Origin of the sequence: Acidithiobacillus sulfurivorans (genome assembly GCF_018853815.1) — a bacterium.
GTDB lineage: Bacteria > Pseudomonadota > Gammaproteobacteria > Acidithiobacillales > Acidithiobacillaceae > Acidithiobacillus > Acidithiobacillus sulfurivorans.
Map to the genome: position 1 here is coordinate 1 of NZ_JAAOMP010000013.1, position 21,091 is coordinate 21,091.

General features: G+C 51.8%; 21 protein-coding genes. 12 read left to right on the forward strand and 9 right to left on the reverse strand.

The genetic code is table 11. From position 1 onward, the window contains the following. The 3 genes from HAP95_RS00285 to HAP95_RS17370 form a co-directional block, all read left to right on the forward strand. Window positions 1-358: hypothetical protein (locus HAP95_RS00285; protein WP_215882470.1), on the forward strand; the 358-nt coding region annotated here is incomplete at its 5' end. 66 nt (window positions 359-424) lie between these two features. Further along, the gene (locus HAP95_RS00290; protein ID WP_215882471.1) at window positions 425-676 is read left to right on the forward strand and encodes a hypothetical protein; all 252 of its coding nucleotides are present in this window, start codon (window positions 425-427) and stop codon (window positions 674-676) included. A gap of 33 nt (window positions 677-709) precedes the next feature. Then, window positions 710-1,705 carry a methyl-accepting chemotaxis protein gene (locus tag HAP95_RS17370; protein ID WP_215882472.1) on the forward strand — a complete coding sequence of 332 codons (996 nt, stop codon included), beginning with the start codon at window positions 710-712 and terminating at the stop codon, window positions 1,703-1,705. A gap of 15 nt (window positions 1,706-1,720) precedes the next feature. On the opposite strand, the gene HAP95_RS00300 is transcribed toward HAP95_RS17370, so the two are convergent. Both HAP95_RS00300 and HAP95_RS00305 read right to left on the reverse strand, forming a co-directional pair. Next, window positions 1,721-2,500, reverse strand: a complete 780-nt coding sequence (locus HAP95_RS00300; protein ID WP_215882473.1) for a PilZ domain-containing protein — start codon at window positions 2,498-2,500, stop codon at window positions 1,721-1,723. A gap of 176 nt (window positions 2,501-2,676) precedes the next feature. Continuing rightward, a complete protein-coding gene (locus HAP95_RS00305; RefSeq protein WP_215882474.1) occupies window positions 2,677-2,871 on the reverse strand; it encodes an EAL domain-containing protein in 195 nt (64 codons plus the stop codon). 326 nt (window positions 2,872-3,197) lie between these two features. On the opposite strand from HAP95_RS00305, the gene HAP95_RS00310 reads away from it, so the two are divergent. From HAP95_RS00310 to HAP95_RS00325, 4 genes are all read left to right on the forward strand, one after another. Further along, window positions 3,198-4,679 (forward strand): alkaline phosphatase family protein, encoded by a 1,482-nt coding sequence (locus HAP95_RS00310; protein ID WP_215882475.1) that lies wholly within the window; start codon window positions 3,198-3,200, stop codon window positions 4,677-4,679. Between the two features lie 277 nt (window positions 4,680-4,956). Continuing rightward, window positions 4,957-5,868 (forward strand): hypothetical protein, encoded by a 912-nt coding sequence (locus HAP95_RS00315; protein ID WP_215882476.1) that lies wholly within the window; start codon window positions 4,957-4,959, stop codon window positions 5,866-5,868. Between the two features lie 28 nt (window positions 5,869-5,896). Then, window positions 5,897-6,241, forward strand: coding sequence for a hypothetical protein (locus tag HAP95_RS00320; RefSeq protein WP_215882477.1), 345 nt, complete (start codon window positions 5,897-5,899; stop codon window positions 6,239-6,241). Further along, window positions 6,242-6,556 (forward strand): DUF3226 domain-containing protein, encoded by a 315-nt coding sequence (locus HAP95_RS00325; RefSeq protein WP_368356524.1) that lies wholly within the window; start codon window positions 6,242-6,244, stop codon window positions 6,554-6,556. A 391-nt stretch (window positions 6,557-6,947) separates the two neighbouring features. On the opposite strand, the gene HAP95_RS00330 is transcribed toward HAP95_RS00325, so the two are convergent. Beyond that, the gene (locus tag HAP95_RS00330) at window positions 6,948-7,262 is read right to left on the reverse strand and encodes an ADP-ribosylglycohydrolase family protein (RefSeq protein WP_226832312.1); all 315 of its coding nucleotides are present in this window, start codon (window positions 7,260-7,262) and stop codon (window positions 6,948-6,950) included. A 163-nt stretch (window positions 7,263-7,425) separates the two neighbouring features. Between HAP95_RS00330 and HAP95_RS00335 the strand changes: the two genes are divergently transcribed. Next, a complete protein-coding gene (locus HAP95_RS00335; RefSeq protein ID WP_215882479.1) occupies window positions 7,426-7,677 on the forward strand; it encodes a hypothetical protein in 252 nt (83 codons plus the stop codon). An 18-nt stretch (window positions 7,678-7,695) separates the two neighbouring features. Here the strand turns inward: HAP95_RS00335 and HAP95_RS00340 are convergent, their stop codons facing one another. The 3 genes from HAP95_RS00340 to HAP95_RS00350 all read right to left on the reverse strand — a co-directional run bounded on the left by HAP95_RS00340 (window position 7,696) and on the right by HAP95_RS00350 (window position 15,540). Then, window positions 7,696-9,030, reverse strand: a complete 1,335-nt coding sequence (locus tag HAP95_RS00340) for an IS701 family transposase (RefSeq protein ID WP_215882480.1) — start codon at window positions 9,028-9,030, stop codon at window positions 7,696-7,698. A gap of 424 nt (window positions 9,031-9,454) precedes the next feature. Then, window positions 9,455-12,739, reverse strand: a complete 3,285-nt coding sequence (locus tag HAP95_RS00345; RefSeq protein WP_215882481.1) for a tyrosine-type recombinase/integrase — start codon at window positions 12,737-12,739, stop codon at window positions 9,455-9,457. An 83-nt stretch (window positions 12,740-12,822) separates the two neighbouring features. Further along, window positions 12,823-15,540: a hypothetical protein gene (locus HAP95_RS00350; protein WP_215882482.1), complete on the reverse strand. Its 2,718-nt coding sequence runs from the start codon at window positions 15,538-15,540 to the stop codon at window positions 12,823-12,825. Between the two features lie 470 nt (window positions 15,541-16,010). Here HAP95_RS00350 and HAP95_RS00355 point away from each other — a divergent pair, with 470 nt between their 5' ends. The 3 genes from HAP95_RS00355 to HAP95_RS00365 all read left to right on the forward strand — a co-directional run bounded on the left by HAP95_RS00355 (window position 16,011) and on the right by HAP95_RS00365 (window position 17,623). Next, window positions 16,011-16,550, forward strand: a complete 540-nt coding sequence (locus tag HAP95_RS00355; protein WP_215882483.1) for a hypothetical protein — start codon at window positions 16,011-16,013, stop codon at window positions 16,548-16,550. A 289-nt stretch (window positions 16,551-16,839) separates the two neighbouring features. Further along, window positions 16,840-17,439 (forward strand): MBL fold metallo-hydrolase, encoded by a 600-nt coding sequence (locus tag HAP95_RS00360; RefSeq protein WP_368356525.1) that lies wholly within the window; start codon window positions 16,840-16,842, stop codon window positions 17,437-17,439. A 10-nt stretch (window positions 17,440-17,449) separates the two neighbouring features. Then, window positions 17,450-17,623, forward strand: coding sequence for a hypothetical protein (locus HAP95_RS00365; protein ID WP_215882484.1), 174 nt, complete (start codon window positions 17,450-17,452; stop codon window positions 17,621-17,623). A 234-nt stretch (window positions 17,624-17,857) separates the two neighbouring features. On the opposite strand, the gene HAP95_RS00370 is transcribed toward HAP95_RS00365, so the two are convergent. From HAP95_RS00370 to HAP95_RS00380, 3 genes are all read right to left on the reverse strand, one after another. Next, window positions 17,858-18,667, reverse strand: coding sequence for a TraI domain-containing protein (locus tag HAP95_RS00370; RefSeq protein ID WP_215882485.1), 810 nt, complete (start codon window positions 18,665-18,667; stop codon window positions 17,858-17,860). Window positions 18,668-18,795: 128 nt separating this feature from the next. Beyond that, window positions 18,796-19,092: a hypothetical protein gene (locus HAP95_RS00375; protein WP_215882486.1), complete on the reverse strand. Its 297-nt coding sequence runs from the start codon at window positions 19,090-19,092 to the stop codon at window positions 18,796-18,798. Then, complete coding sequence (locus HAP95_RS00380) at window positions 19,085-20,329, reverse strand: site-specific integrase (RefSeq protein ID WP_215882487.1); 1,245 nt, start codon at window positions 20,327-20,329, stop codon at window positions 19,085-19,087. The genes HAP95_RS00375 and HAP95_RS00380 overlap by 8 nt, the downstream gene beginning before the upstream one ends. A 387-nt stretch (window positions 20,330-20,716) precedes the next feature. On the opposite strand from HAP95_RS00380, the gene HAP95_RS17420 reads away from it, so the two are divergent. Continuing rightward, entirely contained in the window at window positions 20,717-20,947 is a 231-nt protein-coding gene (locus HAP95_RS17420; RefSeq protein WP_075323300.1) for a helix-turn-helix domain-containing protein, read from the forward strand. Window positions 20,948-21,091: the final 144 nt, after the last annotated feature.

Sequence of the window (21,091 nt, forward strand, 5' to 3'; positions counted from 1 at the left end):
CCCCCCCCGCAATAACCTCATGGGTATAACGGATACGGGGCTGTTGGGGGCGCACCAGATACGCGTACAAGAATCCGTTCAGTACCTCCAGGGGAAGGGCCGTCTGCCGGAGCGGATCTTGGGCCTCGATGATGCAGAACATTGCCATCTGGCCCTGTGGCTGGACCAGTTGCCCGACCGCGCCGCTTTGCCGGTCGAGGTGGATCGGCTCCATCACCGCCTGCACCAACTGCTGAGAGATCATGTCGATCCACCGGGCAGTCCGCCAGCGCGGCAATTAGCTCAGGAGCTGCTGGAAACCAATGCCCAGCTGATGGATGCGTTACACCGCTTTCTGGGGAATCCCCATGTTCGGTAGGTTAGTGCTCACCACCGGGCCTCAAAGGAAGCGGCCAGCGCGGGACGATCATGGGAGGTATGCCAGATGAAGATTTCTAGAAAAATCCATTCCCTGCCTGGGGAACGCATCACGCCTTTTCAGAAAAGGGCGCTCACCCTATTGATCGGGGATTCTGGCCTGTCGACCGAAGGTATACTGGATATCCTCCTGATGGAGGCCCTCCTGGGCTATTGCGTTGATCGCAACACGGAGGTCTCTGGTGCTCCGGATATGTCGGCAACGAGAACTCCTGATGTTACCCGTCTACAGGGTTCAGAGATCAGTGACCGTACTTAATGCAGTCGATAAAAATAGCGAGGAGAGATAACCGTGGCAGAGGAAAGCAGGGCGGCATGCGCATTACTGGAATATCTGGAGGCCCAATTGGAAGGCGATGGGCCGCGTATGGAGCAGATCCTTGTCGAGCACCCCGACTTTGAAGCCCTCGCGCAACCCATGATTTCCCGACTATTGGGTTTGCAGGAAAAAACCCATCAACTGGTGGAGCACTTGCGGGCGGTTACCGTCAATGTGGATGGGGCGGCGGCGGATATTGAAACAGCCATGCAGGAAGTGCAACAAAGTTCTGGTCAGGTCAAATCGGCCATTACGGATAACGTGTCTTCGGTGCAGCTGCTGCTCAAAAAGATTCAGGAAATTAGTCGGGTCGTGGGTACTATCAAGGATATTTCCTATAAAACCAATCTACTCGCCTTGAATGCGGCCATTGAGGCAGCGCGGGCAGGAGAAAATGGGCGGGGTTTTGCGGTGGTGGCGGATGAAGTGCGCAGCTTGGCGGCCCATGTTCAGGAAGCAACGGTCGAAATCCGGGAGGGCATGGAACAGATTGCGGATTCCGGAAAAGCCATGCAACAGAAAAACAGCGCGGTTCAGGAGCAGACGGCTGGCGTCGATTCTGTCGTACAGCGCTTATTGGACAAGTCGCATCATCTGCGGAAGATGACCACGCTGTTACAGTTCGAAGCGACACAGGAGACTCACCAGCATTTCGTCGAGGTGGCCTTGCGCGAATCCGAAAAGGGCGCCCAGGCCCTGTCTCCAGATCACCTGCCGCTGCCGATGGATTCTCACGCCTGCCGTCTGGGAAAATGGTACGATGGCACTGGCCGGATGCAGTTTGCTTCCCTTCGTGGTTTTCAGGAGCTGGCCGTCCCGCATCAGCAGATTCATCAGTTAACCGTTCAACTCCTGCAGGCGGCGCAAGAACATTCACCCGATTTGTCGGCCTTGCGCGAAGCGCTGCAAAAGCAGCACGAAGCATTCCGAAAGGCGTTATCGGCGATGCATTCAGATTTGTCCGCTTGAGGCTCTGCCAGTCCGTTATTTTAAATAAAACTCCCCCGGACGGAGGGTCCGGGAAGATTCCGAACGTTTTTTGAGTTCTTCGGCTTTTTTGCAGAGATACAGTTGTTCCGCCTTGGCGCGTTGCGGCTGAGTCAGGGTCATTTTGACCGCAACGAGAGCCCGAAAACCGCGCCCCGCAGGCCGGTTGTCGACCCGGACGATGGTGGCGATGGTTTCGCAGGTGCCACACTCGGGAACATCAAACGACGCCAATAGGCTTTCTCCGGGCAGAAAGTCCGTTTCTTCGCTCAGAAAACTGAGTCCGGTCGGGCTGAAATCATAAATGCGGGCAATGGCGGTACGGCCATTTTTGCGTCCGAGAACCACGCTGCCTTCGATTCTGACGCGTTTATTATGACGGGTTTGGCGTTTATGGAGGATTTGGGGCATATCGAAATGCAGATCCCCCTGAAAAATGTACTTGAGTGGCGCAATGAAGGTGTAAATGCGGCTGTCTATCTCCAAAAATATCAGGGTGTTTTGATAATGCTCAGCCGGCAGAAGCGGATTTTTCGGGGAAAATACCAAACCACCCTGATCACAGCCCCGGAAAACGAAGTGCTGCCCGTCTTCACTCGCTTCATCAGAAAACAGCATGGCGTCGGCAGCCGTTGTCGTACACAGATGTTCGGGGATATGGTCCTGAATGGGTTCTGCAAATTCTGTGAGAACAGCCTGCTGATATTCGACCATGCTGTGCCCTGCGCGCATGGGCAGCAGCATCCCTAAGTTGGTATCGTCGACGGAAAGGCTCATGGGTTCGCCAGGCTATGTGAAGTCTGTGGATTCCTCTACCGGATAATGGTGTCGTATTCTGCTTATGCACTGTAACAACGAAGAACAACTGTTGCAAATTTGAAACTATTCAGGTGAAACCATTCGGGGGGATTCTGGCTCCGTGTCATTGCTTGTGCCCAAAACAAACGCCGGCGTTAACCCAGCATCCGGGTCATTTCAGCGGCTTCCATGGGTTTGGCAAACAGATACCCCTGGGCATGCTGCACGCCCATGGCATCCAGAATCTCTGCCGTGTGTTGGTCCTCAACGCCTTCTGCGACGACATGGATCGACAAGGTCTTGGCCATGTCCACCATGGCGCGTGCGTGTGTTGGGTCGGTTAATATCACGGATCGGCAAGCGTAAGATCCGAACGATCAAAATGCAGCGTAAGCGGGCATTTACGTCAGCACAGAGAACGACTAATATCGGTCTGTTTCGGACATTCGGTGATGACACCACGATCTATTGGAGGCCGGACCTTGCTAGCGGTGGCGTTGATCTAGTTGAATGACCGGTGGCACGCAGATTGCCAAATGCAGTATCTGAATCTGCAAGTGCCCTGAGAAATGAGGCCGTTCCGCCTGAGGGGTAGGGTGTGGTGTTGCGCATAACATTGGTCCAGTCGATCGAGAAGTGACCGAAGGTAACTTTCACCAGCACGAAGAGGCACACGATGGCTGCAGAGATCAAGAACATTTTTGTTTTACTTCTGGAGAATCGCTCCTTTGATCATATGCTGGGATTCTCCGGCATCACTGGAACCGATGTAGTCAATGGTGTGCCACCCCAAATCGCGGGCCTTAACGGTTTGGAATCGAACAACTATCTCGGCGCGCCCTATTTTGTGGGGAAACCCTTCCATGAACCCATCCCAGTCGATCCGGCGCACGAATTTCTTGACGTCCTAGAGCAGCTCTGTGGAACCCAAGTAATCTACAAACGTGGAAGATCCTATCCCCGCATCAACAACAGCGGCTTCGTGAGCAATTATGCGCGGTCGCACTCGAAGGATGAGGGGAACGCAACGCGAAACTTCGGGCAGATCATGGATGGCTTTACCGCCGACCAGCTCCCAGTCTTGAACGCCTTGGCGAATGCTTTTGCGGTTTGTGACGGTTGGCATTCGTCTCTGCCCGGGCCAACTTTCCCGAACCGGCTTTTTGCCATGGGGGCATCATCAGGTGGCCTGGACCATAGCCCATCGACATTGGAATTGCTCACGTGGGAGGGACTTGACGGCTTCATATTTCCTCGCGGCTCGATCTTCGATGCGCTTAAGGCGAGCCACGGTGATGAATCATGGCGGATCTATGCTGGGAGCGACTTTCCGCTGGTTTCAGCGCTGAATGGCATCAACATATTCGATGTGCATTCCATTGATAAGATGGGAAATGACCTGAATTCGGGCACATACCCTTACCGCCTGACATGGATCGAGCCGGATTATGGCGACATGGTCTCCGGTACATTTAAGGGCGGATCCTCGCAGCATCCCATGGATAATGTTGCTGGTGGAGAAAAATTGATCAAGGAGGTCTATGAGACCATTCGGGGTTCGCAGCTATGGGAGTCCAGCCTTCTGATCGTGACCTGGGATGAGCATGGTGGATTCTATGATCACGTGCGACCAGGGAGTGCTGTGGCACCTGGGGACACGAAACCGGGGTCCAAATACAATAAATACGGATTTAACTTTACCCGGCTCGGCGTCCGTGTGCCCGCTGTGGTGATCTCTCCCTATATCCCCGCTGGCACCATTGATCATCGAGCGTATGATCACAGTTCCATCCTGCGGACGGTGGAAAAATCTTTCGGTTTGCAGCCTCTGACCAAGCGCGATAGCGCGGCCAACTCAGTCGCTGCGCTCCTGACCCTCCCTGAGCCTAGGCGTGACACACCGGAAACCCTGCCTCCCTACCTGCCACCCAAACAACCGGCTGCAACAGCGCAACCAGGAAGCGATTCGGTCGATAGCGGGAACCTGCCGCTGTTTCTTCACATCGCCATGCGCCACGAACTTGCGCTGTCTAATCCTGAACAACGAATGGCGGTGCTGAATCGAGCACAATCGGTGAAAACGAGGGCGCAAGCGGCACAGTACCTTGCCGAGATCGCTGATCGAGTAAGTGAAGCCAAGTCGCGTAACCGTGGTTAGCCGGTGAGTAGACAAATGGCTTCGGCAGGAGTTCAGTGATGATGTGTGACCTTGGACCAAGTGCATACACGGCATTCTAAGCTGCCAGTCGGAACCACAGACAAGGTGTGCAACCAACCAAAGACGCCCATTCAGAAAAGAGCCAGAGATGTGAAACAAGGTTTTTTCAACCGCCTCATAGGGATGCTTGGTAAACGTCTTGGATTGACGGACAATGCAGGCATCACTAGCTTCGAATAGTTACCAATCGAACTAGATTCTCTCGGATGGAGCCGCAATGAGACCGTTTCAAGTAATCACGATTGCCAGCGCTGCCGTGCTTATGTCCGGTTGCAGCACCGATTTAACACAAATGCATAATACGGTCACCAAGTTTGACCAAGGAGTCCATTCCGCAAGTACAGCGGAGATGGCTCTGTTCCATCAAGTTCAATCTGCAGACTGCAGACAACAATTTTATAAACAAGCATTTTCCTTTGCGACAGCAAGAAAGAACAAAAAGACACATAAGTACCCTGCGTATTCGCTCGATCTCACGCCTTCTTGCACCCCCCAGGAACTGACTAATACTCAGTTGCAAATTCGCCAAAACTTATTAGACACCATTACCCTTTATGCCGATGCGATTCAGACACTCGCAAACGGTACCGATGACACTGATTTAAGCAAAAACTCGCAAGATCTGGCCAGAAATATTCAAAGCCTGGCTAAGCAACAAGGCTTCACTGCCGTCACGGCTTCTGATACCGCCGCAGTGAATACTGCCGTCGAGACCATCACCAGCTTTATCGTTGACCATACCAAATATAAAGAAATCAAAGAGGCTGCTTCTTCTGTACAGCCAGCCTTGACGATCGTCATCGCACAACTGAAGGCTGAAAATATAAGTGACGCCCAAAGCCTTGCGAGTAAGGCTGATGCTGTAGCCAATATGTTCCAACCGGCCCTTTTGGCCGCCCGTAATCAAATGCACTCAGCAAGCTTCCTAGACGTTATTTACGCTCACATCGCTCTTCAGTCGATCATCATCCCAACCCCAAATGTGACTCAGCTCAACGATACTCTTGATGCCATCGTAGCGGCCAACCATGCCCTCGCCCATGCGACTAACGACGGAGCAATTCCAGAAGTGTCCAATTTAATCGACCGGGCACGGCAAGCTGCCACGCTATTCAATTCCACTAAATGATATTCCCTTCCTAAGAGGACACACGACCATGCCGACACTCACCCAGCAAACCAACATCGCCAATGCTATTGCCGCCATTCGTGCCGCAGAGGAATTGCTTACCCAACAAAATCGTGTAGCAACCGATGTACTAACGTCGATAAAGCTCACGAATGAATATAATAACCTCGATTCCTACCTTTCCCAGTTGCTGCACGCTCAAAATTCGGCAGATGATGTTGGTTTTGCCAACGCCACGGCAGCGTTGCAATCTCAGGCCAGCGGCTTACAAGCTGACGAACATGCAATAAAAGCCATTGTCGGAGATTTCCAAACAGCAGCCTCGATCATAAGTTACATTTCGCAAGCAGTCACCTTAATTGCGAAGTTATGAATGCCTTCCTGCTTCCACAGAACGTATTCCGGGATACAATTAGGATTGTGGATAATGCCTGATAATAGTACAAGCGGAATGCTAGAAACATTTCTTTCAACACTGATTGACGAGCCAACGCCCAGCCTTTGGAATATGGAAAAATCATCAGTTTCTGGTGCAATACAATCAGGAGCACCATGCAGAATATGTCATATAGATAAAGCAAATCTACACACATGGTTAGCATGGCAAGATCCACCTGGGGTACGCTTTAACACAGCAAGTAAATCAGGATTATTTAAACATGACGCTGAGAAAGAAAAAAATTTATAGTTTCGTTTAAAAGTTTCTATTCTTTGCGCTAATTATTTCCTATCATTACGAGTAACTGATAGGCATAAATAAGGATTATTTCAACTAGCAATAAAATAAATTATTATCGACCTTCTCTCGATTCCATTTCACCTTCGCACGCCCGTGAAATGCAGACTTTCCATTGTTAGTGCACCCCCCATCTGGGAGCCTATATGTGGACATATGTGACCCCTCCCAAAGTCCGCACACGCGGCGGACCTGACGCCCGAATAAGTGCGCCGAAGCGCTGCAATGGGTTGGATGACGTCCTCTGCTTTCCGCCGCTGAATGACCGCAATCAGTCTGCTGCCGACCATCGAGACTCGACGGCGGCAGGGCAGTGAACAGTCATTTGCTGTTCTGGCATGGGTTAAATCGGCTTCTGTCGTACCGCCAATTGCTCTATTTCCGAGGCCAGCGCCAGATATCGCTGGGAATCACGCAGGCCGGTGATGAAACGACGGGGGATCCCCTCCAAACCTACCTGAGCTCCTACGAGCGCCCCTGTTAGCATCGCGCGGGACATATTTTGTCCGCCTCCGTTGATGGCGTGCAATACGGCGGATTCATAATCATCGCTGAAACGACTGTCCAAGTAGTAAGCAGCAGGTAATTGATGATAAATGGCACAGGGCATACCGTAAATCAGACTCACTTTCCAGGCAGGTTCGATGACGATGTCCATATCTGTGGCCGCCAAGTGTCACGGATCGGCAATATGGAGCCAAACCGTAGTCGGCGTAATGGCGCCACCCACATAGTGCTTCAGTAGGGTCTTGAACTTCCCTTGGATCGGTTATCCTCCCAGCTTTTTGGGGGGGGTAACCATGAGTAATCGGAGGTTTGAGATGTTTACGATACGCCAAATCCTGGTGCGGATGCGCCAAGGTGATCGGGACCGAGAGATCGCCCGTTCCGGACTCATGGGGCGCAAGAAACTGGGTGCCCTACGTAACCAGGCTGCACAGCACGGCTGGCTCGATCCCCAGCAGCCTTTGCCCGACGACTGCGCGCTCGCCATCCTGCAGCAGCGCCACCAGCAGGCCATGCCTACCCAGTGTGTGTCCACCCTCAAATTGAAGTTTCACCGATTTTCATGAGATACAGCCCGCCGAATGTTACGCCACCATACGCATGAGCATCTGAGTGAATGATTTATGTGGGGGTTGGCAGAGATGGGGCCAAAGTCCCAGAAAATGGTCGGAGAGGGCTTCGTCTGTAATCAGTTTGCGGGCATCGGAGAAGGCAAAACTGGTCCGTTCCTTGACGATATGTCCGCGTTTGGGGTCCGCCGTGATCCGGTCGGCGTAAATCCAGGTCAGGGTCGTGGCGAGCAGGCAGAAATGGAGGTGGTTGGTGACGGCGTCGGCGGTACGGTTCTGGCTGCGGGCGCTCCCGATTTCCTGTTTGATTTCTTTGAAGCCGGCTTCGATTTTCCAGCGGGCACCATAGTATTCGACGATTTGGGTGACGGAGAGAGTCAGGTCCGTCGTGAAGAAAGCCACCCACTGGGTTTTGCGAAAGACCCAGACCACCCGCACCGGGCAGCGCAGGGTTTTGAGCAGACAGATCTGATCATAGGCGCGTATTTCCCGCGCTTTGCCATAAAGCTGGACCGTGTACCTTTGCGCCCGCTCCCGCAAAGACGTCGCCAGCTCGGTCACCGAACCGCAACGATCCCCATATTTGCGGGGCCGACCCTTGGCAGTCGGGGCCGCATCCGGTGGTTCTGCATACAGGACGGTACTACTCCGCAAGCGGGACAACAGGTGGATGGACGGTTCCGCTGCATTCAGAGGCTTCCACAGCCCATTATTCCCGAACCATCTGTCGCAGACGATCAGAGGAGAGTGGCTGCTGAAATGGGTGGCCACCTGCAGGATCATGGCTGCAGCCTGGGCCATTTTCGACTGAAAGATCGGCACCTGTCCATGACAGCGGACGTTGATCTTGCCGGCCTCAATGTCCTTCTGCCGATGGTAGAAGCGACCGGCCAGCGGCAGGCAGGCCCAGCGGCCTTTGATGGGCTTGAGCAGGCCGAGCATGACGATATTCTGTGCCCAGGGATAAGTGGGATGATTCACCTTGGCGGTATGATCGAAGAAAAAGCCGCAGCCGAAGATCCGCTTGCCGGCTTTGTGGTTGAGGGTGTCATCGAGGGCCAGGATCAAGCGCCCATCGACCAGCGGGGACGGGATCAGATTCCAGGCAATCGGCCAGAGGCGATCCCAGGCCAGTTGGGTGGAGGCCATGAAGAGGTAGAAGCGGCGGGCGTTCACATCCAGACCGAACAGGGTCTGCAGGGAGCGCAACAGATTGGCGCTCATGGAAGAGGTGAAGGGCACTATGATAGCCAACAGGATGAAGGGGAACCATTGAGCCCGTTCGCGCCCTAGTCGCGAATCAGAAAATGCCGATTGGAAAGGGATGAGCAAATCGCGTAGCATGGACATCGAACAGGGCCTCTTGCGTTTTATAATCAGTGCGTTAACGATCACTCATTATATCACGGAAGGCGGTTCTGTTCACCTTTATCTAACTGATTCACAAGAAATAAAATAAAAAAACAGGGTAACCAAATAGCGCGTCATTAAGTATAATTAATGCACAAATAATAATATTTTATGGCCGGCTTTTTTGTTAACCCCACCGATTTCCCTCGTGGAAAAACGGTGAAACTTCAGTATTAAGAACTTTTTTAATAAATCGCAAACGACCTTGCTGAATGCCAAAAATGCGCTGGTCCAAATAACCACGAAAATCACAAGAGATTAAATTAGGAACATCGAAATTCTGCACAATTACGGTGCAACATCACCCATATGGTGCAAGGATCTTAAAAGCGCACCAATTCACACGTTGAAGCTTACGATCAATTTACAACCCCGCCAAAACCATCGCCCCCATCACCATCAAATAACTGAACGCCGGGGACATGCCTTGCGCTTGCCGCCCTGCCCGCTCAAAAACTGGCTGGATCTGTAGCCAGGATGCTTCCGTACTCTCCCATTTTTCAAAAGCATGCTTGACCTGAATCACATCCCGCTTGTTAAGATGTAGTGCTTCCCGCCAGGATTGCCGCCAACGGGAACGCTGCTTCTCATGATCAAAGCTCAGATAGCGGATATTACGCGGAGAAATGCCCAATTGCAGCAGTAGTTGCTTGTAGGCTTGCGCCAAAGCCACTTCCTTAGCATCATCCGGGGATTTCATCAGTAAAGAGCCAGGCTCACTGCGCCATGCTCTTTTCAGATAGGCATCCAACGTCCTGCGTAACAGTGCAGGATCTTTATCCATCATGGCCCAGAATCCTGGCAGCATGTTTTTTAGGTGTTCCTGATCGTTCCGGGTTAAGGGCCTGGGTGGCAAGGGTATTTTCAGCGTACCTTTGCCGAACTGCGGAATTTTAAGCGACTTGTGGCGCGGACCCATCCGACTTTTCAGCGCAAATATGTCCTGCGCTTTTCGCGCCATTCGGGCTAATTGCTGTGCGGTGTAGTCAACGTCTTCGGCTATGGGCTGCCAGAACATTTCGTCTCCCGCTTTTTGCGGATCAGCAATCGCTGCAGATTGGGTAAATCCTTGCAAGAGTAAATACCAAAGATTTTCCAGAATGCGGGTTTTGGACGCTCCTGCGGATTTAGCGGATGCTGTTTCAGAGGACACTGCTTGAAACATCCCGTCCTCCTGTAAAGATTCGGGGATCTGCAGGGTATCCGGCATTTTGATCCGAAGCCGGGACAGCAGACCATCCATGCCTTCGTGCTTGTAGGCTCGATAGATGGTTTTCTCATGCAGTTGGCCTGCCAGTATTGCGAGCCATTCACGGACCGAATGGGCCTCAGCTACCTGGGCGCGCAGATGCAAAGCCAGAATCAGATCCAGGTTATGCAGGTAGTGGTTCATACTGATTTCCGGACCGGAGTGTCCCAACAGCGCTGCTATGGCATAGAGCTGCTTGCGGGTAGCGTGATCGACGCCCAACAATCTTTGCCGAAATACCCGGGCGGAATTTTGTTCGCGCCGATATGGCAATGGTAAATGTTGCGGTTCAATATCTGCCAGCATCAACTTCCACAGTATCTGATTGGCAAAACTATGCCGCAAATGATGGAAATGCAAACGCTGGTCGCCGGTGACCGCTCGCATATCAGCATGGATGCGGGACATCGCAGTTTCCTGAGCAATAGGATTATGACCAATCTCAGGCAGCACAAAGAGGTATTCCTCACCCAAAACCGCGCCACTTTCTCCGCGATAGGCTATCCATTTACGCAGAAGTTCCAGCTCGTCATTCTCTAACAACACATCCAGTGGTAAAGCGCGCGTTGCATTACGGGTTTTCAGGCGCCGTTCACTGAATGGACGAATGAGCAATCTGGCCTGCCCTTCCAGATGACAGTCGGTCATGCGCAGACGCAACACTTCCATGCGTCGCAAACCACAGCGATAGCCCAAAATGGCGACCAGGGTGAGCAGATCGGGAAGCTGGTGATGATGCAGTGCATGCCTTCCATCCTGAAGGCGTTTTTTCAGGCAAACGTACTCCACCTCGCTGATGACCCGTGCGTCCGGAATCACATCCATCTGAAACCCACCCAGATCCTGAAGCAGCAATGGGTCTACCCCCTGACGCTCCACCAGAAACTGATGCCATTCCCGAATGGCCCGAATCAAATGAACTCTCTGGTGTACAGTATCGACCTGTTCCAGAAGGTCTTCATAAAGTTGGCGCCAGGACGGATCACCGAAACTTTCCACCAACGGGGTGTTTTCCAGCACCTGTAGCATCAAGGCAGCAAGACGGCTGACATAGCGGCGAATGGTCGTCATCTCCAAACGATGGCGATAGGATGAGCCTTCTTTCAATAAATGTACGGCCCAGGCAAACATGCGTTGCCCCAGGGGATCCGAAACATTCTCCTGCTCCAGAGAGTCCTTGAGCAGCTTTAGGGCATTGGGACGATTTTTGGCCCGTAGGGCCTGCCGCAGCGCCCGCAGCCAGGCGACCGTCACGACCCCTTCCACGACTTCAGGGGCGGATTCCAACGCCGCGTCCGCTTTATTCGGTATGATTTCCTTTGCCCCGGAAATTTCGGCCTGAGGCCCTTCAGAATAGCCATGAATGCGCCACCAACATTTACGGTCCAAGGCATGGGCATCCAGATCTCCCAAGGCATAAGCACCCAAAAATTGCGGTAATTCCAGGCGCGCTGCTTGTGTCATGCCTCTGAACAATGCCCTGATTTGGAGATGCCGTCGTCCTATCCGGGGCCATTTACGCAAGGGTAACGTCATGATTCGTTGTATTTCTTGCGCGGATATTCCCGAGGTCCGTTGCTGTACCATGTTTTCTGCATTATCAGGTCGTGGAAATACCTGCAGATAGCGCAAAATCAGGATTTCCGAAAATGGATCAGGAAACCAGCGACGCAAACGCACACCACCCCGAGACATGGGTATTTGCAGATCCCAGAATGTGAGTCCTGCTGATTCGAAGTGGACCAGCGCGCACCGCCCACGCAACATAGACAACAGGCGCTTTAATGCCGCCATTTCCCCTAAGCCACCAAAAAGTAGCGCTGCCAGCAGGATTTCTCCCTCACAATAAGCCTGGCTTTCCTCGCTGGCCCCATCCCGCCTCGGGTGCCCTTGCTGCATGGCCTGTTTAAGCAGCGTTCTGGCATTGCAGACCTGTTGGTAATCCGCTAAGGCTTGCTGGCGAAAGGGTGTCGCTTCGCGTTCCAGCATCATCGGCACGGCCGGTGGGCACCAGGTCCATAAAGATGCCTGATTCCCACGCCGAATCAGCAGACTAAAATATTGCAAACATTTGGCCTGAGCCCGCAGCCGGGATTTGAGTCCGGATTTGAGTCCGGATTTGATGTCTGCACTTTGTTTTTCGCCCCCAGCCGGAGCATAGGTTTCCAGGATCCGGTCATGCAGCGCGGTAGCCAGGGACTCCCGATTCTCATCGGATACCGAAGAATAGGTTACGTCTCCCTGCAGATTATTGAGAAAGGTTCTATAAGGCAGTCCTTCAGCTCTTCTCTTTCCGGCATATGCCGAATCGCTTTCCCGCAAAAGCCATAGCTCGTACTCTCTGATTTCTGCCTCGCCAAACAGAAACTGTCCACGTTTGGCAGCCGGTATCTGCAGCATTTCCTGACAAATTTCCTTAAAAGAGGCTGTCGGGAGGGGAGGTTTGGGTGTTGCAACATTCAGGGATGCGTTTGCTTCTTCCATCATTTTCGTCGTTTGGCTACTCTGGTTGGCAAGGGCAATGACCGGAAACCCAAGATATTCAGCATCGACTCCAGATGCGGCTTCAGCAGATTCACATAGGCTCGAGCCGACTGACTGGAGTAGCGGCTCCAGGGAGATTCTCCGGTATACCAATGTCCCATGAAGGCATCGACCACTTCGGCCGGGCAATCCTGTTCCAACAGATAACTACGGCAGAATCGCCGATGACTGTTCACAGGCATATCCGCATCGAAAAGCGATTGCAGTGCAGGACGCAGGTCCTTTGGACACAAGCGTGTTATCACCCGACCTTTCATCAGAAAATTGCTGCCAGAAATCCTGTCGCGGACATGTGAATTCTCCAACCATTTTTTCTGTTGCGTGGCCAGATCCCATTGCCTCTGCAATTGCTGAAGCAGATCCGGGGGTAACCAGAGCAGGCGCAGATGCGACCGATCCCGCGTCGATTTATCCTGATGAACGATAAAGCCCGAGGCAGTTCCTTCTGCGGGATGTTCCGGAAAGGGCGTACAAATCACCCGCGAAGCCGTGGCATAGGCAAAATACAACCAGGTGTAGAGCGTGTAGTCGTTGTAATAGGCATTCCAGTCTGCACGCAGCTTGGGGGAATCGTTGCCAAGAGCCTGGATCGCCTGGACTTGCTGATCCAGACGATCCTGCAAGCGTTTTATTCCTGTCTGAATGCTTTCTATCCTGGGACGAAACAGGGAACCCAGATAGCCTGAATCATCCGCTGGCAATGCCTCAACGGAACCGGCCAACAAGGAACGGCTGCCATAGGTTTCCTGCAACACCTGGACATAGCGCGCCACCAGACTTTTCTGGGTGAGTGTCGTATAAAAACGCCGTACCTGACCGAGGCGCTGTTTTTTAGGAAAAACCAGTTCTGTTTCCCCGATGTCTCCGCGACCCGCGCATCGGTACCAGAGATAATTTTCCACACGGGTCAGGGTGAGATAGCCAGAGGGGTCAACCATTCGTAAATATTCCTGGATCTCTCGCTGCCGCTTGCGCTTCCCCCCTGTGAACAGGTGCATTTTGGAGAGGTTTGTATCTGAGTAATGTTTTAGTAGCTGCTCCAGATATTTGCCACAGCCCGTCACATCCGGCAGGCATAAAATGGAGTCCTGGATATCCGCACACAAGCTCTGTGCCTCAGCAGATTGACTGTGCCAACTGCTGGGAGGCTCGATTTTGACATACCATGTACCCCATTGCTCCACTTCTCCCGGTTGATAGGCAAAATGATGGTGTTCTTTGATATGGCCTCGGCTTTTGACCAGTTTCAGCTGATAACATTTTTCGAAGCCAACGCCGGTTCCGAGTAAAACAAACAAGATAACGAGACTCTGTGCGTGCAATGATGACTTCAGGCAGCTTTTTTTGAGGACCCCGGGGAAAGCCTCGGCCATTGCACGACGTAACCTGCGGATGGCGGTATCCGTCAACTGTTCATAATCCCAGAGGAAAAGCTGGTTTTGCAGAGCCTCCGCCCGAACTCGACCCTGCAATGCCGTCGTCAGCAGATTAGCCGCACCACCACCGGATTTACGGGAACAGATGGACAATTCCTCGACAAAAGCCTCACCCAGATTTTCATCGACATCAATGTCATACTCCAGCTGATAGCGGACCGCATCACCCGGCTTGCTGCCTAAACTGCCAGCCGCTTCGGCCCTTTTGCGAAGGGGGCGCTGAGGTTTGTGAGGATCTTGAAAATCTGGCTCGATCGATTCTTGATCCAGATCCATAAGAGGCAGGTACCCCGCGATACTTTCCTTTTTGCCCCTACCGTGAGTCAACCGTTCCGTTGGCTGATGGCAGTCATAGGCGGTAGCCAGCATATAGATGAAGCCTTGCAGGTGGCTCCGCAGGGAGGAATAACCGGATTTGCGCAACAGTTCATTCAAATCTTCGTCATACTCGTTTTCCTCCTCCCACTCATCTTCATCATCCTGTTCCTTTTGAGCGTCTTTCTTTTTGCCCTTGGTAAAGAGCTGCCAGGCATTATAAATCGATTCCGCCAGTTCCTGAGGAACGCGTTCAGGATGCAACAGTTCTGCCGAAATCCCTGCACGACGCACAGAAATTTCCCGTAAAAAAATACCTGCCCGGTAGGTATAACCCAAAATATCGTCGTAGGGGGCTGAAGTAACACTTGCAAAGTCATAGAACCGTTCTTTGTTCCTGGCGATTAAGCGCAGATGCGCCAGAAGTACATGTCCCTGCAATAAATACCAGTCATCCTGTTGGCCTGAGTCAGTTTTCCACCACAGGAGCGCATAGAGTGGATGAGATTTGGTACAAACACCTGACAAGGGAGACTTATGGGGATTTTTTGCATATTCAGAGGGAGGAATAACCTCTGGTTCCTGGCGTTGAATCCATTCAAGCAACAGGGGCCACTGCGACATTTCCACCGGCGGCGCTGTCAAAAATTCCGTCGAATCAATCAGGTCAAGGATTGAGCGCAGATTTTCTGCAACAATAGTCAACTCCCGTAACGTGCCATAGACCCCAATATCCCGAAACAGGGCCAACAGAGCAGCGGCCGAAATGGTCGGGTCTTTTTCAGCAGCTTCCATGCAACGCTGGAATTCCGGGCAGTCCCGGGGCGCAACCGCTGCGGACTTTTTTCCACCTGGCTTTTTGAGCTGGGGCGAACGAGAGAGGCTTGCGTTTTCTGCATCAGTCATTACATTGCCTTTCTATCTCCCCAGAATGCATCCGCTATTATGTTGCTACGGATACCATCAATGGGCAACCACAGGACTATCATCAGAATTGACGTTCATAAATCAACCTGTTGGCTATTCGGATTGATATGCAGGCACGGCGTTGCGCCATCAAGCACCTGCGAATTTATCTGTCATCAAAAACGATCTTAACCTTGCGCCTGGAACACCATGTCCGCTTTTTCGTAATGGCTGTACGGGCAGTGCGCATCCCCCGTAAGCTCCACCAGCCGGACCGACTAATTTTGTCTAGATTGATATTTATCAATGTGTCCGCGTGTTGACTGACCTAAACTCATCAGAAGCAGTGATTGGAGAAAAAACTATCACCACCATGCTTAAAAAACCGTCGCGAAATAGGCGAGTGAGTATACGCGTTGGCATCTGCGCCACTTAAAAGCTGCGGTAAAATTCATAAATGGAGAGATGTTATGAACCGAAGACAGTTATTGAAGTCGATATTGTCGGCACTGGCTATAGCGGGTTATGTGCAGTCGGACCGAGCCATTGCCTCGGGTATGGGTGGCATGATGAGAGGTAATGCGTCTGAAGATGATGGAATGCGCGCCATGATGTCGCCGGAGAATCGCGGCCCCATGGGAACAGGGATGGAGTTGTTTCAGGTACATGCGGAGGTTCATCGCAAAGTGACCTTTTTGCCGGATGGGATACACGCAGTCACCATTTCAGCCGTGCCACATACAGTTGCTTTACTCCAGGCGCATGTGACTCAGATGTATCAGCGCCTCGCGGAAGACCAACCCTTCCCATATCCGGCCAGTCGAAGCGTTCCAGTCATGTTCGCCCATCCGACGCTATACCAGAGAAAACTGGACTATCTGAAAGATGGGGTGGCAATAACAGAGACATCATCGGATCCAGAAATGATCCAGGTGATTCATGCCCACGCGCGTGAGATTACGCGCTTTGTCAAAGAGGGCATGCCCGCGATGCTGCGAGGAATGATGTAAGCGGTTATTTCGGATTGATTAACTGAGCCTGTGGTGTTACAGATCCTCAAGCCTAATCCGCGTTGCTTGAGGTGCGGTAGGTCCATACATGCCTACATCAGCTAAAATTGATTTTTCTCAATGCAGCTCTGTAGTACCTGCAGGATACTCCTTGCCAAGGATGTTCTCGTGAGCATCAGGTCAAGGAGATATGTCATGTTTTTTCGACAAATATTTCACGAGGAAAGTAGTACTTAATACCTAAATTCTCGCTGACAGTACCTGGCGCGATGCGGTAGTCATTGATGCCGTGGCAGATAGCAGCGACGAAATTCTGCAAATTTTGCGTGAGCAGGATTTACAGCTCACCCATATTCTGGAAACCCATTTACATGCCGATCACATCAGCGCTGCCCGTAAATTGCAAGAGCAAAGCGGCGCACAAGTGGCTTTAAGTAATAAAGCCCACGCAGATTGTGCCGATATTGCTGTAGAAGATGGAGATTTTCTGGTGCTGGGAGATGAAGTGATCCGGGTCATCAGTACCCCAGGACATACACCGGAATCCCTGAGTTTCCGCTGGTACGACCGCGTGTTTACCGGCGATGCCCTCTTGATTGGCGGTTGTGGCCGCACAGATTTTCAAGGTGGTGATGCCGGTACGCTGTACGACAGCATCACTTCAAAACTGTTCACGCTGCCCGAGGAGACCCTGGTTTACCCTGGCCATGACTATCACGGACGTTGGGTAAGCTGTATTGCTGAAGAAATCCCAAGTAATCAGCGTCTTGGGGGTAAATCACGAGAAGAATTTATCGCCATCATGACGGCTCTGGATTTACCGGATCCCCAACTCATTGATGTGGCCGTCCCGGCAAATCGTCTGTGTGGCGCAATTTCTTCAATTTAAGGAGTATCCATTGTTTTCTCAACAAAATATGAATATTGGCATGCGCGGAGCGGGTCGTGATCCGGCGTGGGCCGCCCGTCATCAACATGACCAGAATGTTTTCCATCGCCTTTTGGCGCTGCATGATGATATTCAGCGCGATCTGGAGTTGTTACCCGAGCGCCGCCTGATCTATGCCAGATAATACTCATCACACTATTTGCTGGATATCAATATTCCATCAGATTCGATTAGGTACCCGCAGGAGATTGTCACCCAAAAAAATGCCGGGGGTTGGCGAGAACGCCATTTGTCCGCAATAGACGCCGTTCATCTCTATCGATAAATTATAAGGGAACGGCCTTGGAGAAGGGGAGCTTCCATTCTGGCGATTATACTTTATGCACTGCCCAGGCTGCGAACACGGCTGACCGTTGGTTTAATACCGCCTGCCCTCAGTCATGGGTCGCCAGAAACGCGAAGCGGGCCCAGGACCTGGCAGGCAAGCAAACTGTCGATGGGATGGTTGTGCTGTAAATGCCTGCTGGCGGCTATCCAATGCTGCACTCATCCGGTCACAGGCTTCTACCTGAATCCTGCCAGGCATCAGGGGGCGGGACGAACGACTGGACCAGTGAATTTTTAGAGCAGCGACCAGATCAGGATCCTGCTGTCTCAACCACGCGAGATGAGGAGCCAGCACTTCTGTTGTGGCCTCCTCATGGGCAACGGTCCAGCCTTCCATATTGCGCTTGCCATTTTGCTCATAACCCAGAACCTTACCGGCATCGTGCCATAGCAGAGCCGTGCGCGCGATCTCCCATTCCAGCAATGTCATGGGTTCCATCCGGGTCAAAAGACGAAGGGCTTCCACCGAGTGCCGTAACAATCCACCCTTCTCTGCGTGGTGATGTGTCTGGCTTGCTGGAATATTGACCCAAAACAGGCTGATCTCCGGGTCGCGTAGAATCCGTTGATTGAAGCGGCGTAATGAGGCATTCGTCATCAATTGGATATGCGCCCATAATTCCCGGAGGTGAACCGGGTAAGGTGTTTCAGATAGCAACCAGTTTGGTAGACTGGACATTGCTCTGTTGTGCAGATCAGGATCGGCAAAAGAAGCCAGACGCAAGTCCATGATATCCAGCACCCACTCTTGTCCCAATCGACGCGGACGTACGCTGGCAGAAACTTCGACCCCATCTGGCCAGAAGCTTCGGAACGGAAACGCCTGCCACCAATAAGCCATCCAATGTCGTCCCCCGGGAGTTGTGAGACGACAGGAGCAGAAAGCCTCCCCAAAGCGACTGGTGCGTTGCTGTAATCGGGAAAGCACAAATGTGTGTTGATATATCGGCAAATGAGTCATGGTGGCCATTAGCATAGGTCTCCAGCGTTCAGCGCCCTATCCAGCCTGTGCACAATATCCGGCAGCCGTTGTGCGGCCTGTGCTTCATCCATTTCCAGTAACACCCTGCAAATCCATTGCAGTAAAATCACTTGGGTGGAAGTTTCTCCCGATACATCAAGCATCTGACAAAGCGTTATTGGATCAGGCAGGATAAAAGAGGCTTCCAGAGCTGCCACTAGACGGTCCAGAACCTCATTACGCACCGGGGGAAGAGCTCCTGATGGCTGCAACGATGGTACCGTTGGAAGTTGTTGTTCAGTCATGATCCACCTCCGAGGGTAATGACAAATGGGACAGCAGCAACCGCTCCATCGCTGAGCCATCCTGCCGGGTAAGATTGGGGACATAGCGCGAATAAACACGAAACAGCATTTCTGTGGTGCTATGCCCCATTTGCCGGGCAATCCATTCTGGGCTTTCACCAGAAGCCAGCCAGAGTGTGGCCGCCGTATGGCGGGTTTGATAAGGCCTGCGAGCTTTGAGATCCAGATAACGTAGCAAGGGGTACCAGACCCGCTTGGTCACATTATCGTGGCGCAGGGGGGTTCCTTCGCGGGTGCAGAAAACATAATCATTAGACGCCCGCCCCTTGGCCCTATCCTTGTGATGGTAAATCTCGTGCAAAGCCTTAAACGCCTGATGAACAGGCAAAGACATTTCTACGGTCCGAAAGGAACCATCATTTTTAGTAGATACCACCTGCCCGTTGACCAAAGCTTCATGCACCAGTATCTGGCGGCGTGCTAGATCTACCTTTTCCCAGCGCAGGCCGTCTATTTCACTGGTACGTAAACCCGTAAAGAAGCGGATCAGATAATAATCCCGGAAATCAGCACGCACATTCCGTAAAATCGTATCCACTTCTTCCAGAGAAAAAGGTTCCACGTCCGTACGCGGCACCTTCAGGCTTTTGATTCCATGATAAGGTGCGGTAAACTCAAAGCGGTTGGCCGCTTCGTTGAGGATCATCCGCAAGGGTGTGAGGATATGATTGATTCTTGAAGCAGAAAGGGTTTTCCCTTTCCGTCCGGGGACTTTGGCGAGGCCCGAACGGAACGCAAGAATATCTCCCTTGGTGATTTGGCCAACCCTTTTCTCCCCGAACGCGGGCAACAGGTGCTTTTGCAATGCGTTTTCCACCGTATGGTACTGGGTATCCCGCCACTGAATCCGCATTTCTCCCAACCATAACTCTGCAAATTCTGCGAAGGTGGGGGTACCAACAACTTCAGTATCGGGTATGACCCTCTTGATTGTGGATGCGAGTGGAGCCTTCCCACCACGATGAAACCGGTGACCATTAGGCCCGTCAGGAAAATAACGATGATAATCAAAAGTCCCCTCTACCATTTCCTTTTCCATTTTTTTGAGGGTATTTTTCATGATACGCCGATTGACTGGCGTATCTTTTAGTGCCGTTTGCTCACGACAGCGAACTCCTGCATAACGAAAATCAAAATACAGAGTTCCAAGATCTTTGCGAACATTGATACTAGCCATGACACGCTCCCCCATTAGCCATGGGAATCGCTGTGCCATGCCCAGACAGACTCATTGTGGCCATATCCTCTTCAATAACTTCCCAAATGTAGAGGATCTTGCGTCCCCCAAACGGCCGAAAATAATGTCTTCCCTCAATAAGAACAGAATCCTTCAGTCGGTCCCGGATAGTACGAGGGTCATACTTGATCTTTTCAGACAATTCATAAGTGGTTAAATAGGTTTTTGACATTGGCTCATCTCCGATAGTGAACATATAATGATCTCCAGAAGGTTGTGTATGCTTACGAGCAAACCAAACGACCTCCTATAGATCATAATAGCACTATTTTGCCCCATTGCAAGCCTTTTTGCTCTGCAGGAGATCACTTTATACGGAGAAGGATAATGCTGAAATGTCACTTATCACGCATCATGGGTGAAAAGCGCTTAAAGATATCTGATGTATGCGCTGCAACAGGAATAAACAGAGGGACGCTTTCTCGTTTGTATCACGAAACAGCGAATCGCGTAGATCTCGAAACCATCGACATGCTATGTGAATTCTTAGAATGTAACGTAGGCGAGATATATGAACATGTTCATAGTGCGTCAAAAACAGCTGAGGTGAACGTATAAAACGGTCACGGAAGCTAACACTCAATTAGCCATACTTAAAAGTTGATGTGCTTCAGTGATTGGTCACGATTCGGTCACGAAATGGTCACGGGGTGGTCACGCAGAGATATTCCGGGGAAGAGAAAATTTACAACTTATTGATTT

What these genes read in the sequence shown, in the direction of transcription:
- HAP95_RS00330 (WP_226832312.1), bottom strand. Translation starts at nt 7,262, where the DNA reads ATGGACATCGTCATCGAACCTGCCTGGAAAGTGAGTCTGATTTACGGT.
- HAP95_RS00375 (WP_215882486.1), bottom strand. Translation starts at nt 19,092, where the DNA reads ATGACTGAACAACAACTTCCAACGGTACCATCGTTGCAGCCATCAGGA.
- HAP95_RS00355 (WP_215882483.1), top strand. Translation starts at nt 16,011, where the DNA reads ATGAACCGAAGACAGTTATTGAAGTCGATATTGTCGGCACTGGCTATA.
- HAP95_RS00320 (WP_215882477.1), top strand. Translation starts at nt 5,897, where the DNA reads ATGCCGACACTCACCCAGCAAACCAACATCGCCAATGCTATTGCCGCC.
- HAP95_RS00380 (WP_215882487.1), bottom strand. Translation starts at nt 20,329, where the DNA reads ATGGCTAGTATCAATGTTCGCAAAGATCTTGGAACTCTGTATTTTGAT.
- HAP95_RS00370 (WP_215882485.1), bottom strand. Translation starts at nt 18,667, where the DNA reads ATGGCTTATTGGTGGCAGGCGTTTCCGTTCCGAAGCTTCTGGCCAGAT.
- HAP95_RS00335 (WP_215882479.1), top strand. Translation starts at nt 7,426, where the DNA reads ATGTTTACGATACGCCAAATCCTGGTGCGGATGCGCCAAGGTGATCGG.
- HAP95_RS00310 (WP_215882475.1), top strand. Translation starts at nt 3,198, where the DNA reads ATGGCTGCAGAGATCAAGAACATTTTTGTTTTACTTCTGGAGAATCGC.
- HAP95_RS00340 (WP_215882480.1), bottom strand. Translation starts at nt 9,030, where the DNA reads ATGTCCATGCTACGCGATTTGCTCATCCCTTTCCAATCGGCATTTTCT.
- HAP95_RS17420 (WP_075323300.1), top strand. Translation starts at nt 20,717, where the DNA reads ATGCTGAAATGTCACTTATCACGCATCATGGGTGAAAAGCGCTTAAAG.
- HAP95_RS00325 (WP_368356524.1), top strand. Translation starts at nt 6,242, where the DNA reads ATGCCTTCCTGCTTCCACAGAACGTATTCCGGGATACAATTAGGATTG.
- HAP95_RS00345 (WP_215882481.1), bottom strand. Translation starts at nt 12,739, where the DNA reads ATGCTGCAGATACCGGCTGCCAAACGTGGACAGTTTCTGTTTGGCGAG.
- HAP95_RS00290 (WP_215882471.1), top strand. Translation starts at nt 425, where the DNA reads ATGAAGATTTCTAGAAAAATCCATTCCCTGCCTGGGGAACGCATCACG.
- HAP95_RS00300 (WP_215882473.1), bottom strand. Translation starts at nt 2,500, where the DNA reads ATGAGCCTTTCCGTCGACGATACCAACTTAGGGATGCTGCTGCCCATG.
- HAP95_RS00350 (WP_215882482.1), bottom strand. Translation starts at nt 15,540, where the DNA reads ATGACTGATGCAGAAAACGCAAGCCTCTCTCGTTCGCCCCAGCTCAAA.
- HAP95_RS00315 (WP_215882476.1), top strand. Translation starts at nt 4,957, where the DNA reads ATGAGACCGTTTCAAGTAATCACGATTGCCAGCGCTGCCGTGCTTATG.